Origin of the sequence: Aliivibrio sp. A6, from assembly GCF_028765505.1 — a bacterium.
In the GTDB taxonomy this organism is placed as follows: domain Bacteria; phylum Pseudomonadota; class Gammaproteobacteria; order Enterobacterales; family Vibrionaceae; genus Aliivibrio; species Aliivibrio finisterrensis_A.
Genome location: NZ_JARACR010000051.1, coordinates 1 through 14,819, shown reverse-complemented (window position 1 = coordinate 14,819; position 14,819 = coordinate 1). Strand labels below are relative to the sequence as shown.

The following is a 14,819-nucleotide window of genomic DNA, read 5'->3' as shown; positions in this document are numbered from 1 at the left end:
AATAAAAAGCGCCAGTGGTAGTAACCACTGGCGCTTTATATAATTTAATGAGTTGCTTTGGTTTATGAAGAGCGTTACTTCTGTTTCGCAGCAATCGCGGCGTAATCACCAAGTAATTTAGATAAAATTGGCAACCAATTTAACGCATCTGTCGGTGGTTTCGCTAAAATCTTCTCAACCAATTCACAGTGCTCTTCTAACGATACCGCTTCTTCTAAATTAAATAGCATTGCATAGGTATGCCATAAAACAAGACGCATCATTCGTAAGCTGTTTTGTTGTGAATTTTCAGACTCAGAAAACGCATGAGTCACTTCACCAAGTGCAACAGCGGCAAGACGTAACATCGCGTCTAATTGAGCCGTTTGCATACGATCTTGATCTGCTGTTTCTTCTTGTTCAAAAGTGAAAATCTCTTGGATTGTCTCTTCTGGCACCATACGACTAATCACACGGTGGCTAAACTCTTCAAGTTCATGGCGCGGCATTGTTACTAAACAAGAGAAAGTATAATCACGTTCCATTTTTCTCTCCTACTTTTTAAGCTTAGTAATGCCAGCTTTCTTTTGGATCACATTTTTCAAACGCATACGACGCTCTGCCGATGATTGATCAACGTTAGCATTGTTTGTACGACCTTTACGATCTTTAAAACCTGCTTTCGTATTTACTTTTTCAATATACGCATCACGACTCTTAGGCTCGTAACCTGGTTGAACTACACGGTGAATACGTTGCTGAATTAACGTTTCAACTTGAACAACCGTTAGCTCTTCTTCGCGACTAACAAACGAAATCGCATGACCTTTTTTACCCGCACGACCAGTACGACCAATACGGTGAACATAATCTTCAGCCAAGAAAGGCATGTCATAGTTAATTACGTGTGGTAAATCAGCAATATCAAGGCCGCGAGCAGCAACATCGGTTGCAACCATTACGCGAGCTTTGCCTTCTTTAAACTCTTCTAACGCACGACGACGAGCACTTTGTGCTTTATCACCATGACAAATAACCGCTTTAATACCATCAAGCTTAAGCTCTTTAACAATGTTGTTTGCTGTTTCTTTGTAGTTTACAAATACCAGAACTTGTTGCCAGTTTTTACGACCAATCAACTCAGAAAGTAATTCTGTTTTACGCTCTTCATCAACCGGATAAACCACATGAGCAATTGTTGTTGCTGTCATGTTTTCACGGTCTACTGAGATGCGCTTAGGACGACGTAAAATATCACTCGCTAATTTGTTCATTTGTGCAGAAGACGTTGCAGAGAACAACATGATTTGTGGCGCTGTATTTACTTCCATCATGATGTTACGAATCGCATTAACAAAGCCCATATCTAACATACGGTCAGCTTCATCAAATACTAAAAATTCAAGGTTCGCGATAGAAATATTGCCCTCTTCAATGTGCTCTTGAAGACGACCAGGAGTAGCAACTAAAATATCAACACCCGGATCTAATGCTCTCTCTTGAGAAGACATTTTTTTACCACCAAATACCGCCGTTACTGATAGCGATGTGTATTTTGTGTAATCCGCAATGTTTACTGCGATTTGCTCTGCTAGTTCACGCGTTGGCGCTAAAATCAGAGCGCGAGCTGAACGACGCGTTGCTGTTTTTTTCGAATCAAGCAATTGCTGAATCACTGGCAATGCAAACGCGGCCGTTTTACCTGTACCCGTTTGAGCATTTGCAAGAATATCATGACCTTTACGTGCCAAAGGAATAGCTTTTTGCTGGATTGGGGTTAATTTCTGATAACCACATTCAGTTAATGCTTTTACGACTTCAGGTGCGAAACCTTGAGATGAAAATGACATAAAGTGGATTCCTTAAGCGAACAGTCTATGTATTCAGTGGATAATAATTTAGCCGCGCATTATAAATGATTTACGGTGAGTTAGCGCACATTTTTTGTTATTCCATCATAAAAAAAGGCAGAAACACTGAAGTATTTCTGCCTTTTTATCTATTTCGTTTTAAAACGACCCGATTAGTGAAGTTTTAAGTTTGGACGAAGTACTCGGTTAATACGACCAACCAACATAATCAAGGTTGTTTTAAACACACCATGCAATGCAATCTGATGCATACGATATAAAGAAATGTACACCACGCGAGCAATACGACCCTCAACCATCATTGAGCCTTTTGTCAGGTTCCCCATTAAGCTACCAACCGTTGAGAAGTTACTTAATGAAACCAAAGACCCGTGATCTTTATACACATACGGCTTCATTTCACGATCAGTCATCTTAGCCACAATGTTCTTAAACGCATGGCTTGCCATTTGGTGTGCCGCTTGCGCACGAGGAGGAACAAAACCACCCTCAGGCTTTTCACATGATGCCAAATCACCAATAACAAAAATATCGTCATCACGCGTTGTTTGCAGCGTTGGTTTAACAACAAGTTGATTAATACGATTCGTTTCTAAGCCTGCGATGTCTTTAATGAAATCAGGTGCTTTAATACCCGCAGCCCATACCATGATTTGAGCAGGGATAAGCTCACCATCTTTAGTATGTAAACCTTCAGAGTCGGCCTTTGTTACCATTGTCGTCGTACGAACATTAACACCAAGTTTAGTTAACTCGCTGTGAGCCGCAGCAGAGATGCGCGGTGGTAATGCAGGGAGAATACGCTCACCCGCTTCTACAAGGTTTACGTTTAGCTTTGCAGAATCCAAATCGCCAAAGCCGTATAAACGTAGCTCTTTAACTGCATTATGTAACTCAGCAGACAGTTCAACACCCGTAGCACCAGCACCAACAATCGCAATATCTACGGTTTTTTGTGTTGGGTGCATATGAAGCTTTAAGAATTGGTTGTTCATTTCAGTACGGAAACGGTGAGCTTGCTCTGGGCTATCTAGGAAGATACAGTTTTCACGAACACCCGGAGTATTAAAATCATTTGATGTTGAGCCAATCGCAAGGATCAGGTAATCGTATTCGATTTCTCTTGTCGGAATAAGAACTTCGTCATGCTCATCTTTAATTTCAGCCAGCGTGATGAATTTACGCTCACGGTTGATATCGCATAAGCTACCCATTTGGAAATCAAACGAATGGTTTTTTGCATGAGCACGGTAACTGATTGCATCAACACCTTCATCTAAAGAACCCGTTGCTACTTCATGAAGTAATGGTTTCCATAAATGGCTCGCTTTACGATCAACCAAAGTAACTTCTGCACGACCTTTACGACCTAATGTACGACCAAATTTAGTAGCAAGCTCTAGACCACCAGCTCCACCACCAACAATAACAATCTTAGTCATTGCAATCTTCCTCTAAAAAATAAAAACGGCATCAACCTGAGCGACTCAGATTAAAAAATGTGTGCTCTCTACTTTTTCATTACACATTGTCGTAAAAAGTAAGAGTCTTGAGGAAACAGCGTTCACGTTACGCTAATTTTGAGCAATGTATGCTTCTTGTCTTTGTTTTAGACCAATGTAATTCATTAGATGATTACATTGGTATGAACATTATATATCTGCATTTCGGATGTTATCAAGCAGATATAGATGTTATAGAGAAGATTTCTTTTGAGGTGTAAAATAAATGAAGGAGTTGTGTTATTTTGTTACGAGGGATTGTTTCTTTGGTTTAGATCAAAAAACCTCACGATATTGTGAGGTTTTTATTATGTTGCAACCGTTTTTTATATCTAGATCGAATTTACCAAACAGGCACTAGATTAAGGTTTCGGCTTCTTTAAACTCTTTCATTACCTGCAAATGCTGAGAGATCTTTTTGAACTTATGTGTTTCATTTTCATCCCAAATGATTTGGTAATAAGGCTCAAGCTCTACTGCTGTCTCTGCATTATCACGTATATCATCGCTCTTAGATAAAATACATAAACAATGTTCTTTATTCTTTTGGCGGAATTTTTCTACGCACTTAGTTGCAATGTCAGCATACTCTTCAGGACGATCAATACGTCCTTCCATATTCACTTCTGGGTGCAAGTTAGGATTAAAAATAACCTGACGGATCCCACATAAAAAGCCAATACGTTCAGCCCAAAAGCCACCAAGGCCAACACCACAAATAATTGGATTTGGATCGCCAGCTTGCTCAATAACCTTATGCACTTCTTTTAATAAGTGCTGCATATCATGCTTAGGATGCAGAGTGCTGTAATTAATGAAACGAACATCTTCATCGATAAATTGAAGTTGTACCACTTTCTCATGATTACCAGGGCTTGTTGAGTCAAAGCCGTGAAGATAAATAATCATGTTTCCCCCTGTTCCTGAATAAGAATTAGTCCATATAAGTAAATTTAATCTACCATGAAAATTATGGTTTTAAAGCCATTAACTTAAGCAAAACTGAGAACAGTGATCTAGCCTAGATAATTACCGATTTATTTTTTAATTAATGGCATTAATTTCTTTAACTTGCTCATTTCTCGTTCAGCCAACTCTTGATAGCACGCATCTTTCAGTAACTGATGGCCTAGAGAAAACCATAACGCCCCCATAAAACAAACCCAAGGCGTCCACTTATTCACCGCTTGCTTCCATTTGTTTTCATCAAAACCTCGTAACAGGCAATAACGGTGAATAACCTCATCAGCATCGAACTGATTAGCAATGATCATGGTTGCTAAGTCTTGGCTAGGATCTCCGATAGAAGCGTATTCCCAATCAATCAAGCCATACCCTTTCTCTTTGACAATAATATTATAAGCACCAATGTCGAAGTGACATAAACAAGGAGTAAATAAAGGCAGTTCTTCTTCTTGAGAGAAGTAATCAACATAAACTTGCATTTCACTTGTTTGGTTTTCTGGTTCTAATGATGACCAATAACTCAAAATACGTGATTTTAAGCTCATCACATCATTTTTAACTTCATCGTTAAACCCATCCAAAGCAAGTTGATGAACTGATACCAATAGTTCAACCGCAACGTCTTTGGCTTTATCAAGCTCAATCACATCACCCTTAAACCATTCAACCAATAAACCCTCATCATTTGAGCCGTAAACATTGGGAGCAAAAGACACTGCTTGCAATGCTGTTAATATGACTTGTTCTTTGTCTCTATTTGCCCCAAGTACTTTCGCTTGCTCAGATACTGGACGCCAGACAAAAGTACCTTCCTTCGCTTCAACTTTCAAACAGGCATTAGTTAACCCCCCCGTGAGAGACTCAACATGAATAAGATCTAATTTCAGCGTATTTAAACTCATCGACATCCTAAACTATTTAAAATGGAAACATGGTTTTATTGTTTGAATTTAGAAGTTCAAATAATGCTTTTAAACCCTTTTTAAATTTCTCGTCTGAATTAATTGACATTAAAGATAAACGAACATGGTTCAAGTGCGCATCTGTAACATTAAAATAGCTACCACTGCTTACAATTAATCCTCGATTTTTTGCCTCTAAAACAAATTGATCTTGCTGCCAATGTGCCATAAGCGGCAGCCAAACATGATAACCATCTGTTTTTAAATAACTATTACCAAAAATCTCATATACCATCTCTTGTCGGCGTAAAGCTATCTCACGTTGATAGTTGGCTAGTTCATAAGCGACTCCTGTTTCAATCATATCACTCGCAGCAATGTAATTAATTGGAGAAGAGAGCCAAATACTGGCTCGAATTTGAGCACCAACATTTGAAATATGTATATCAGGAACCTTAACAAAACCACATCGAATTGCAGGGCTTATTGCTTTAGATAAGCTTGTAATATGAAAGCCTTGATCCGGTAACCAATTACAAATAGCAGGAATAGCTTTTTCATTCAAAAATCCATAAATATCATCTTCGATTAGATAAATATTATTCTTAATAATGACGTCTGCAATTTCTTTACGGCGAGTTGTGGGCATCGTTATACCAGTTGGATTTTGAAAGCTAGGAATAACGATGACTAATTTAGGTTTATGCTGTTTAATTACTCTAGTCAAATCTGTTGGGGACATCCCTTTGTCATCAAGTGCTACACCCACGATTTTCCTACCAAGTAAACTCGCAATAGCAATAATTCCGGGGTAAATCAGCGCTTCAATAGCAATGGTATCACCCGGCTTAGTCAATACCTCAATCAATAAAGAGAGTGCATGTTGTGCGCCATTTGTCAGTAAGGTGTTATTGGCATTACCACCAACTAAGCCATATTCTTTCGCCCAATTTACACCAGCTAAACGGTGAGCTTCATGCCCTGAATGCTCCGTATATCCAATAAGATCTGAGGTTAATTGACTGGCTGCTTTCTCTAATGCTTCTTTTAACGGTTGAACATTATGGTTCAAACAAGGTTGCAATATTGAAAAATTATAGTCTCCGTTGTCTTCAGAAGATTGAATCACTTGCTCTAAACGTGACTCACCACATACAAAGGTTCCTCTGCCTACAAATGGTTCAACTCTCTTTTTATCAGCAAGCAATTTATAAGCTTTCGCAATAGTAGCAGGTGTTGTCGATAGCTCATTAGCTAGCTCTCTATGAGGAGGAAGTTTAAAGTTTGGGGGATATATACCGTCAATAATTCGTGACTCAATAGTCTCCGCTATTTGTTTAAATTTATTTTCACTCATCTACTCACCGACACTAAATCCAAATATGACAACATTATGACCTAGTTTATTACTAGCAGATAATGAATGAAATACTTTAATACAATTTAATTGACATATGTCATTAGGTTGTTTTATAGTCAAATCTCAGTTGGTAATTAACATATAGGACATACGGAAAGTGTTCAATTTAAAAAAAGAAAGCAGCCAAGAGTTGCTAAAAATAGTAGAACTTCATATTCCTTACGATTCAGCAAGGAAATTAAGCAGTGCATTTTCTCACTTGAGATTAGGAGATGATAAATCATGGTTAAGAACTAGCCACTGGTTCGGAACTACAATAAAGCATTGTTTAACAAAAGAACTTAATTATACGATTTCTAATTTCAAAGAAAATAAAGATCAACAGGCATTAATTATTAGAGGCTTACCTATTGATCAAAACCTTTGTAAAACACCATATAATGGCTATGTTACACCAAGTAAATTACCCATCATCAGCGCCATTAACATTGGCATATATCAATTAGCTAAAATTGAACCGATTTCATATCAAAGTGAAAACGATGGACTGCTATTTAGACATGTCGTTCCGTCACTAAAAGGGCGAAATGATAAATCCTCACATGGTTCAAAACATACTTTTGGTCATCATGTCGACAATCCTGATCTCCCTCTTACTAATGAAAAAATAGCAGATAAAAGTGGCTGTCCAGAGTTCCTATCTCTAATGTCATTACGCTCAGATCTAAAAGTTAAATCTAATTTCATACTCGTTGATGATGTACTTAATCAGTTAAGTAGCGGAGTCATTGAACAGTTGAGTAAACCTCACTTTGAAATCTCAAGACCAGATTCATTTAAGCAATCTGTTAAAACAATTCTTCCACTTATCAGCTTTGATAATGATGGCGTGGCCTACTGCCGTTACGACAAAGAAAATACAACACCACTCACAACAGAAGCTGCAGCAGCTCTTGTTATGTGGGAAGCACAACTCAAAAATACAGAGTTAAATAATGCTATTACTTATCAACCTGGCGATTTCTTAATCATAAAAAATCAACGCTTAATGCACAGCAGAGAAGGATTTTCACCACGAGATGACGGAACAGATCGCTGGTTAATTCGCTTATTCGGCATGAGCTCATTAGAACGAATTATCCCTATTAATGAAGAAAATAAACATATTGCACAAGACTAGGAGCATAGAATGGAAGCACAAAAAGTAGCATTTATTGGATTAGGTGTAATGGGATACCCAATGGCTGGGCACTTACAACATTCAGGACTAGAGACAACTGTTTATAACCGTTCTTTAGATAAAGCTCTTCAATGGTGTACTGAATACAAAGGTTTTTTAGCCTCAAGCCCTGCTGAAGCAGCTAAGAACTGTGACATTGTATTTATTTGCGTAGGAAATGACGATGATGTCCGAAGCGTTGTTTATGGCCCAGAAGGCGTACTGGAAGGAATGAAAGAAAATGCCATTCTTGTTGATCATACAACAGTTTCAGCTGACTTAGCGATAGAGCTTGCTCAACAGTGCAAACAAAAAAAAATCAACTTTATTGATGCTCCTGTTTCTGGGGGGCAAGCTGGTGCAGAAAACGGAACACTTACTATTATGTGCGGCGGAGCAAAAGAAACCTTCGACCAAATTGTTACTACAATAGATTGCTATGCAAAACAGGCCACACTATTAGGAGATAATGGGCAAGGACAACGATGTAAAATGGTTAATCAAATTTGTATCGCTGGTGTATTAAAAGGACTAAGCGAAGCTCTACTTTTAGCAGAAAAATCAAATCTTGATATTGAACAAGTAGTTAACGTACTTAAACACGGTGCTGCTGGCTCATGGCAAATGGAAAACCGAGCAGTGACTATGGCTGAGCGTAAATTTGATTTCGGCTTTGCTATTGATTGGATGAGAAAAGATCTCTCTATTTGCTTAAATGAAGCTAATCAACACAACTTATCTCTACCTATGACCCAAGAGATTGATAGGTCATATGCGCTCTTACAAAGTCTCAATCTTGGTCGAATGGACACTTCAATTTTGATTAAAAGTTATGATCAACCTACTACAGATGAATTAGCGATTTAAGGAGGCAATAATGGAATGGATAGGTAATGACATCACACTATGGATTTTAATCGCGTTAATGCTATCTGCATTTGCAGCTGGATTCATTGACAGTGTTGCAGGCGGAGGAGGTTTGATCTTAGTGCCCTCTTTTATTCTTGCAGGACTTCCACCTCAAGTCGCTTTAGGTCAAGAAAAAATAGTCAGTACATTAGGTACTATCGCTGCTATTCGTAATTTTGTTCGAAACAAAAAAGTGGTATGGGCAGCAGTAACAACAGGGATCCCCGCAGGATTATTAGGCGCATACATTGGCGCAGAAGCCATCTTGTATTTTGACCCAGATACGATAGGCAAAATAATTATGGGTATGCTACCTATCGGTATTGTTCTATCTTTTATGCCTAAAAAAGCCAAAGAAGTTAACCAAAGTGACATTAACCCTAAAATTATTCTTTTTGGTGTCCCTACTGCTGTTTTTGTAATTGGTTTTTATGATGGATTTTTTGGACCAGGAACTGGTAGCTTTCTTATCCTAGCTTTACACTATTTACTTCGCTTTGATCTTGTATCTGCATCAGCCACATCGAAACTGTTTAACTTTGCATCAAACATAGGGGCTTTAATTGCATTTACATTATCTGGCCATGTTCTGTATTTATTAGCGATACCTTTAGTTATCATGAATCTATTAGGAAATCATATAGGAAGCTCATCAGCTCTCAAATATGGACCTAATCTAGTGAAGAGAACATTAACCTTATCACTCACCTTATTAATGGGTTCGCTAGCTTACAAATTCATTGTTCTTTAAAAACTTAGCCAGGATCTTCCTTTTGATTCTGGCTTCACTTCTCTATTTTTATCTTTATAAAAATACCAAAAAGTACAAATTACCCCCACAATAAAATTTTAGTATTCTTATTTTCTTTTTTGGATTAATATCCGCGCCCTACGCGTCTCTTTAAGGGTTAACTATTATACAGTTCCTCATCAGACGTACTTACTACATACCTTTCCAAATAAGCGGTTAATCAAACACTTAAAGTAGACTGGTGTTATTTTGGATAGACTATAATGTCCTCTAACGCTTTATATACTGATTTATCTGGCTATTACGATTTAATGTGTGCTGATATCGATTATCAAGAGCAAAGTAACTTTGTTCGCCGTATACATCAAATCTTTGGTAATCAAGGAAGAGATTATCTCGATTTAGCGTGTGGTACAGGCCCGCACGTTAAACATTTTATTAATTATGGATATCAAGCAAAAGGATTAGACATAAACCAACCTATGCTTGATATTGCAAAGCAGCGTAACCCTGAAGCTGAGTTTATTTTGCATGACATGAGTAACTTCAAGGTTGAAGAACCATTGGATTTAATCACCTGTTTTCTCTACTCGATTCACTACAATGCGAATATTGAAAAACTGTCAGAATGCATTGCAAGCGCTCATGCAGCGTTAAAGCCAGAAGGCGTACTTTGCTTTAATTCTGTAGCAAGAAACAAAATCGACAATCGCTCGTTTGTAAAACATCCGGCAGAGCACGAAGGCAGCCAATTTAGCTTCCAATCAGGCTGGAACTATTGTGGCGAAGGTGAACAACAACACCTATTATTAAAAATAGAAAAAACAACGGATGGCGTAACAGAGGTTTGGGACGACAAGCACCCTATGGTTGCGGTTGATTTTGAACAGCTGAATGCTTTGCTAGAACCGTACTTTGACGTTCATATGTTTGAGCATGATTATGAAAAAATCACACCATTAAATGATGGCTCAGGTAATGCTATTGTGGTTTGTGTGAAAAAATAACTTTAATACATATTATTACAATACAAACAAAAAAATCCGCCCATTAAAGACGGATTTTTATTTAACTCATCTTCAGAATAATCTTATCTCTGAGTACAGATTATAGGTAGTTAGCATCAACCAATTCGCTAAGCTCTACTTTATTTACTTCAGGACGGCTATCTAACCAATTAGCCACAAGAAGTTGCTCGTCTGCTGTGGCTGAACGGTAACGCTCAGTTGAACAGATAAAGCCTTCAAATAGCTCTAGACCACCGCCACCAAAACATAAGTCAATGCTGTTAATGTAATCAATGAAATCATCAACAAATGCATCGTATTGGTCAAAGTCTTTAAATTCAGTAGCACAGCTTACTTCAAAACCAAGAATCGCAAATTCACCTAAGTATAATTTCTTACGAATACGACGATTTTTGTTTTCTAACTTATTCAGTTTCATGACATTTCTCTCTTTGATTTATCTACTACCTTTATACTCCTTTAGTCAGGTTTACCCAAGCTTTGATTGCAAGAAATTAATAAGTTTATACAAACAAAAAAGCCAGAGCAGTTACCTACTCTGGCTTTCTTTAGCTATCAATTAACGTTGGGTAATTACCAACCTAATAAGCTTTTCTCTTGTTTTTTACGGATCTCAGTTTCATCAGCCCACTCGATAAGGCCAGTTTCTAGATCCATTAAACGCATTGTCATTTTGTAGTATACGTCTTTGTCGCTACCTGCATTTTTCACGATGCTAGAAAGGTTGCCATAAAGCATGTATTGAGCGCCAACCATTTTACCGAACTGAATCGCTGTATTTTGGTTTACTAACTCATCGTTGTTTTGGAAGTTAAGTTGTGAACGTACCGCTTCTACACGATCCATATCAACGAAACGGAACTTACCAGAATTAAGTAGCTTAGTACTGATTGAATCTGTTACTGATTCAGTATCAATATGCTCGCTTGTTTTGTTCTTAATGCTCTCAACAAAAACAATTGGACGATTACCTTGAGTAATTTGAGCAACAGCACCAGAAGACAACATGCTTTCTGTCATTTCACCCGCAATCTTTTGTAGATCCGTTGAGCCAAAGTCTACCGTTGTTGTTTCAACCGCTTGAGCATCACCGTAACTTACTTTATTAGAACAACCACCGAGTAATACAGCCAAGCCTAATAATGCAACAACACTTTTTTTCATTTTATTTACCTCTAGTAAGTGGTTTCTATCTTAAATTATAGAAGGTTATTCTAATGTACGAATTTGAACACGAAATTGAGTTGCTTCAGGCTTTATAGCCACACCTTGAATGCTCATTGTATCTAAACCACGAACAATAAAAGTACGCCAAGGTGAATCAGAACCATTCACTTCTAGCCCTTGAGCATCATACCAATAAAAACGGTATTGAAGTTGTTGATCCCCTGAGAATTTACTTGTAACTGACACAATACCTCGAACCAAGCCATTGTTGTCTTGTGTACTTATCTGTTCAACCGATAATCGATGCCCAAGTACATTATCACCAAACAATACTTTCTGAGTACTGCTGTCTACGCTAATACCAGCGGTTTGACTTGAACTACACGCTGCGAGTGCCAATGGTAGTAACAATACGATAAGCCATTTCTTCATTATATTTCTCCTAACTGTTTATGCCACCATGTGACAGCTTTTCCTTGCCTAGAGACCCAAACCACCACGGTATGACCATCTTTTACTGTAAAGTTTAGTTCATTCCCTAAATATTGAATTTGATTCTCACCAGACTCAATCTTTTTACTCGTTACACTAATCACACCCGGTAATGTTTGCCAACTACGCGTATCTGGCTGCTCTGTCAGTGAGTTAAAAATAGTTAACACTGCATTAGCGAGCTCTTCCTCTTTGGTGTTTCTTGATGTTTTTCGTAGTTCATCTTTTGCAACAACACGTAAAGCCTGTCGAATAACCATTGCTGGGATACGCTCATTCAGATCATTGCGAGCCATCAAGGTAACGTCAGCGACAGGATCTGAATTTAACGCTTTATCATTCACTTTAAGCGGTGTAAATACTTCACGGTTTGTCGTTTTATAATAAGGCAAAGCTAGATTGTATTGAACAAAGTTACCTTGACTATCCCACATTGGTAATCGTAAGCGCCAGTCCGAAAGCTGTGGCAAAATACCTTGCTCATCAATAATAATGACACGGCTATCCGTTCGATTAGGAACCTGATATTCACCATACTTCTGCTCTAGCATTCGAATATCATTACGCATACCAAGACGTCGAGCGAGACGCTGTACAGATTCAATAACCGTCTTATTATTTGGTGCAACGGCTAAGGCTCTTTTATAGTCGATATACGCATCGCTGTAATTACGGTTCGTTTCATATAACAAACCAGAATAGTAGAACAAATAGCCATTTTGCACCGTTGCCAGCTTATCACCCACATCAGGATAATTAGCTAAAATCGCGCCGACATTCGCATCTACACCTTGTTTCTTTGCTTCTTTCTCTGCAGAGCGTAAGTCTTTCTCACGATCTCTTTTGGCTTGTTCTTGAATATAATTTGCTTTACGAACTTCAACTAGAGCGCCGTCTAAATCATTATTCTTTAAATAATTCAGTGAAAGATACAAGTGCAAATAACCGAGCTCATAATCCGCCGGTTTATAGTCAATTAAATTATCATTCGTTACCAGCGAACCAACTTGATTCGCCGAATCTGAAACAGAGATAACCGCTTGATCGCTTTGCACTCTTGCCGCCTGCTCTGCGGTTTCAAAATCAGATTTACTGACCGTGTAGTGCTCACTGAGTAAAGCCACTCGCCCACGTTCTAAGTTATCGAGAATAGGACCGCCGATCTCTGCTGGCTCTTCACTATAAGCAAGTTTAGAGTCACCATTTTTAACTAGCTGATAAGTGTCATCTGTTTGCGCAGAATAATGACTAAACAAATTACCGACAGACAGATTCGCACACCCTGTCATTAGCAGAGTAAAAGACAATACAATGGTTTTTTTTAATATCGATGTCATTAAAATAGAATGCTCTTGATTGAAAAAGTAAGGCCCCAACTATCGGAGCCTTATATTAGCGATCTATTAGCTTAATAGCATTGGACCTAATGGACGTCCGCCCACAAGGTGCATATGAATATGGTATACCTCTTGGCCACCATGAGGATTACAGTTAACAATTAAGCGGTAACCATCTTGGGCAATACCCTCTTCAATCGCAATTTTCTTAGCTACAGTAAACAAACGCCCCATGACTAGCTCATCTTCAGCTTCTACGTCATTTGTTGTCGGGATCAGCTTATTAGGAATAATCAATACGTGGCTCGGCGCACGCGGGTTAATATCACGAAACGCAGTAACTAAATCATCTTGATAAACCACATCCGCAGGGATCTCTTTGCGAATAATTTTACTAAAAATCGTTTCTTCAGCCATGAAGCTTCTCCAATAAAACACAGTTTTTTATTTACTATTAGCTCTAGTATGCGTCACAAATTTGTCGAAAACAATCACTTGAATCATAAGTTCAGCACAAATAATTTCTTAATACATAAAAAACTATTTAAAATTTGAGAGTCACCTCTCGCTACGAATTGTCGTTTTTATAGATATTGTCACAATTAGTGATACTAAATAATCATACTATCAATAATATTGTCATCATATTAAGACAGAGTCTCACAGCTGAGGCTTAAGCTTTACATTTAATACAATTATTATATAAGAGAGATAGAACATGAACAGTTCGGTAGTACGTCGAATGTATGCAGGATTTTCACTGATTGTGATCCTGTTTATAACGACGGTTATACTAATGCTCAATGGAACGAGTAATATTCACACTCAAATGAAATCCGTTTCTTCTGAATCATTGCCTTTGGTCAGTTTATCCAACGAAACGAGCGTTGCCCTTCTTGCTGCAGACAAATCATTTAAAGACTTTTTAACGACACGCGATCCCTCTCAAATGCAACAGTCAAGAGAGCAGTTCACTTCAGCACAAGAAACATTTAACTCAACCTTTAAGCGCTTAACAACGGTAGCAGAACAAAAGAATACCGGCGCTCAGCAACGAACTGAACTCACCGCTATTCAACAAGCGTATTTCACAGAAGCTAGAGTAGCCATGAACAACTACCAAGCTCTATTACTTGCTGAAGATGAAAAACAGAAATCAATCCGTAGCTTCCAACGCCTTTACACTGAATTAAGTGTTCGTATGAAGGAATACGTTAACGACCAAGAAAGCATTGCCGTTAAAATGATGGCAAAAAGTTACTTTGTTAAACTAGAAGATGCAGAATTAATCACCTCTGACGCACTAGCAAGCAACGATATTGAGTTTGTAAAAAAA

Annotated in this window: 15 protein-coding genes and 1 pseudogene; 5 read left to right on the top strand and 11 right to left on the bottom strand. The window is 38.1% G+C overall.

What is annotated here, in order from left to right; translation table 11 throughout:
- Nucleotides 1–74 precede the first annotated feature (74 nt).
- The 6 genes from PVK70_RS17900 to PVK70_RS17875 all read right to left on the bottom strand — a co-directional run bounded on the left by PVK70_RS17900 (nucleotide 75) and on the right by PVK70_RS17875 (nucleotide 6,577).
- The gene (locus PVK70_RS17900) at nucleotides 75–524 is read right to left on the bottom strand and encodes an exoribonuclease R (protein ID WP_130049345.1); all 450 of its coding nucleotides are present in this window, start codon (nucleotides 522–524) and stop codon (nucleotides 75–77) included.
- 9 nt (nucleotides 525–533) lie between these two features.
- Nucleotides 534–1,829, bottom strand: a complete 1,296-nt coding sequence (locus tag PVK70_RS17895; RefSeq protein ID WP_130045299.1) for a DEAD/DEAH box helicase — start codon at nucleotides 1,827–1,829, stop codon at nucleotides 534–536.
- 173 nt (nucleotides 1,830–2,002) lie between these two features.
- Complete coding sequence (locus PVK70_RS17890) at nucleotides 2,003–3,292, bottom strand: NAD(P)/FAD-dependent oxidoreductase (protein ID WP_130049344.1); 1,290 nt, start codon at nucleotides 3,290–3,292, stop codon at nucleotides 2,003–2,005.
- Nucleotides 3,293–3,709: 417 nt separating this feature from the next.
- Nucleotides 3,710–4,261: an alpha/beta hydrolase YcfP gene (ycfP, locus tag PVK70_RS17885; RefSeq protein ID WP_130049343.1), complete on the bottom strand. Its 552-nt coding sequence runs from the start codon at nucleotides 4,259–4,261 to the stop codon at nucleotides 3,710–3,712.
- Between the two features lie 128 nt (nucleotides 4,262–4,389).
- Nucleotides 4,390–5,220, bottom strand: coding sequence for a phosphotransferase (locus PVK70_RS17880; protein WP_130049342.1), 831 nt, complete (start codon nucleotides 5,218–5,220; stop codon nucleotides 4,390–4,392).
- A gap of 16 nt (nucleotides 5,221–5,236) precedes the next feature.
- A complete protein-coding gene (locus tag PVK70_RS17875; RefSeq protein WP_065623931.1) occupies nucleotides 5,237–6,577 on the bottom strand; it encodes an aminotransferase-like domain-containing protein in 1,341 nt (446 codons plus the stop codon).
- Between the two features lie 160 nt (nucleotides 6,578–6,737).
- On the opposite strand from PVK70_RS17875, the gene PVK70_RS17870 reads away from it, so the two are divergent.
- The 4 genes from PVK70_RS17870 (at nucleotide 6,738) to PVK70_RS17855 (ending at nucleotide 10,466) form a co-directional block, all read left to right on the top strand.
- Nucleotides 6,738–7,760: a TauD/TfdA family dioxygenase gene (locus PVK70_RS17870; protein ID WP_130049341.1), complete on the top strand. Its 1,023-nt coding sequence runs from the start codon at nucleotides 6,738–6,740 to the stop codon at nucleotides 7,758–7,760.
- A 9-nt stretch (nucleotides 7,761–7,769) separates the two neighbouring features.
- Entirely contained in the window at nucleotides 7,770–8,666 is an 897-nt protein-coding gene (locus PVK70_RS17865; protein ID WP_130049340.1) for an NAD(P)-dependent oxidoreductase, read from the top strand.
- A gap of 10 nt (nucleotides 8,667–8,676) precedes the next feature.
- Entirely contained in the window at nucleotides 8,677–9,459 is a 783-nt protein-coding gene (locus PVK70_RS17860) for a sulfite exporter TauE/SafE family protein (protein ID WP_065623928.1), read from the top strand.
- A gap of 263 nt (nucleotides 9,460–9,722) precedes the next feature.
- A complete protein-coding gene (locus PVK70_RS17855) occupies nucleotides 9,723–10,466 on the top strand; it encodes a class I SAM-dependent DNA methyltransferase (protein WP_130049339.1) in 744 nt (247 codons plus the stop codon).
- A gap of 100 nt (nucleotides 10,467–10,566) precedes the next feature.
- Here the strand turns inward: PVK70_RS17855 and PVK70_RS17850 are convergent, their stop codons facing one another.
- The 5 genes from PVK70_RS17850 to hinT form a co-directional block, all read right to left on the bottom strand.
- The gene (locus PVK70_RS17850) at nucleotides 10,567–10,905 is read right to left on the bottom strand and encodes a YggL family protein (protein ID WP_130045294.1); all 339 of its coding nucleotides are present in this window, start codon (nucleotides 10,903–10,905) and stop codon (nucleotides 10,567–10,569) included.
- A gap of 155 nt (nucleotides 10,906–11,060) precedes the next feature.
- Nucleotides 11,061–11,651, bottom strand: coding sequence for a penicillin-binding protein activator LpoB (lpoB, locus tag PVK70_RS17845; protein ID WP_130049338.1), 591 nt, complete (start codon nucleotides 11,649–11,651; stop codon nucleotides 11,061–11,063).
- A gap of 45 nt (nucleotides 11,652–11,696) precedes the next feature.
- Nucleotides 11,697–12,086 carry a YcfL family protein gene (locus PVK70_RS17840; RefSeq protein ID WP_122035087.1) on the bottom strand — a complete coding sequence of 130 codons (390 nt, stop codon included), beginning with the start codon at nucleotides 12,084–12,086 and terminating at the stop codon, nucleotides 11,697–11,699.
- Nucleotides 12,086–13,483 carry a COG3014 family protein gene (locus PVK70_RS17835; RefSeq protein WP_130049337.1) on the bottom strand — a complete coding sequence of 466 codons (1,398 nt, stop codon included), beginning with the start codon at nucleotides 13,481–13,483 and terminating at the stop codon, nucleotides 12,086–12,088. Before PVK70_RS17835 ends, PVK70_RS17840 begins: the two co-directional genes overlap by 1 nt.
- Nucleotides 13,484–13,549: 66 nt before the next feature.
- Nucleotides 13,550–13,900 carry a purine nucleoside phosphoramidase gene (hinT, locus tag PVK70_RS17830; protein WP_130049336.1) on the bottom strand — a complete coding sequence of 117 codons (351 nt, stop codon included), beginning with the start codon at nucleotides 13,898–13,900 and terminating at the stop codon, nucleotides 13,550–13,552.
- 301 nt (nucleotides 13,901–14,201) lie between these two features.
- On the opposite strand from hinT, the pseudogene PVK70_RS17825 reads away from it, so the two are divergent.
- A pseudogene (locus tag PVK70_RS17825) lies at nucleotides 14,202–14,819 on the top strand (methyl-accepting chemotaxis protein); the annotation flags it as partial.

Excerpts from the sequence above, each read along its gene's own strand:
- PVK70_RS17855 (WP_130049339.1), top strand. The coding sequence starts at position 9,723 with ATGTCCTCTAACGCTTTATATACTGATTTATCTGGCTATTACGATTTA.
- PVK70_RS17895 (WP_130045299.1), bottom strand. The coding sequence starts at position 1,829 with ATGTCATTTTCATCTCAAGGTTTCGCACCTGAAGTCGTAAAAGCATTA.
- PVK70_RS17890 (WP_130049344.1), bottom strand. The coding sequence starts at position 3,292 with ATGACTAAGATTGTTATTGTTGGTGGTGGAGCTGGTGGTCTAGAGCTT.
- PVK70_RS17880 (WP_130049342.1), bottom strand. The coding sequence starts at position 5,220 with ATGAGTTTAAATACGCTGAAATTAGATCTTATTCATGTTGAGTCTCTC.
- PVK70_RS17835 (WP_130049337.1), bottom strand. The coding sequence starts at position 13,483 with ATGACATCGATATTAAAAAAAACCATTGTATTGTCTTTTACTCTGCTA.
- hinT (WP_130049336.1), bottom strand. The coding sequence starts at position 13,900 with ATGGCTGAAGAAACGATTTTTAGTAAAATTATTCGCAAAGAGATCCCT.
- PVK70_RS17865 (WP_130049340.1), top strand. The coding sequence starts at position 7,770 with ATGGAAGCACAAAAAGTAGCATTTATTGGATTAGGTGTAATGGGATAC.
- PVK70_RS17875 (WP_065623931.1), bottom strand. The coding sequence starts at position 6,577 with ATGAGTGAAAATAAATTTAAACAAATAGCGGAGACTATTGAGTCACGA.
- PVK70_RS17840 (WP_122035087.1), bottom strand. The coding sequence starts at position 12,086 with ATGAAGAAATGGCTTATCGTATTGTTACTACCATTGGCACTCGCAGCG.
- ycfP (WP_130049343.1), bottom strand. The coding sequence starts at position 4,261 with ATGATTATTTATCTTCACGGCTTTGACTCAACAAGCCCTGGTAATCAT.
- PVK70_RS17850 (WP_130045294.1), bottom strand. The coding sequence starts at position 10,905 with ATGAAACTGAATAAGTTAGAAAACAAAAATCGTCGTATTCGTAAGAAA.
- PVK70_RS17900 (WP_130049345.1), bottom strand. The coding sequence starts at position 524 with ATGGAACGTGATTATACTTTCTCTTGTTTAGTAACAATGCCGCGCCAT.
- PVK70_RS17860 (WP_065623928.1), top strand. The coding sequence starts at position 8,677 with ATGGAATGGATAGGTAATGACATCACACTATGGATTTTAATCGCGTTA.
- lpoB (WP_130049338.1), bottom strand. The coding sequence starts at position 11,651 with ATGAAAAAAAGTGTTGTTGCATTATTAGGCTTGGCTGTATTACTCGGT.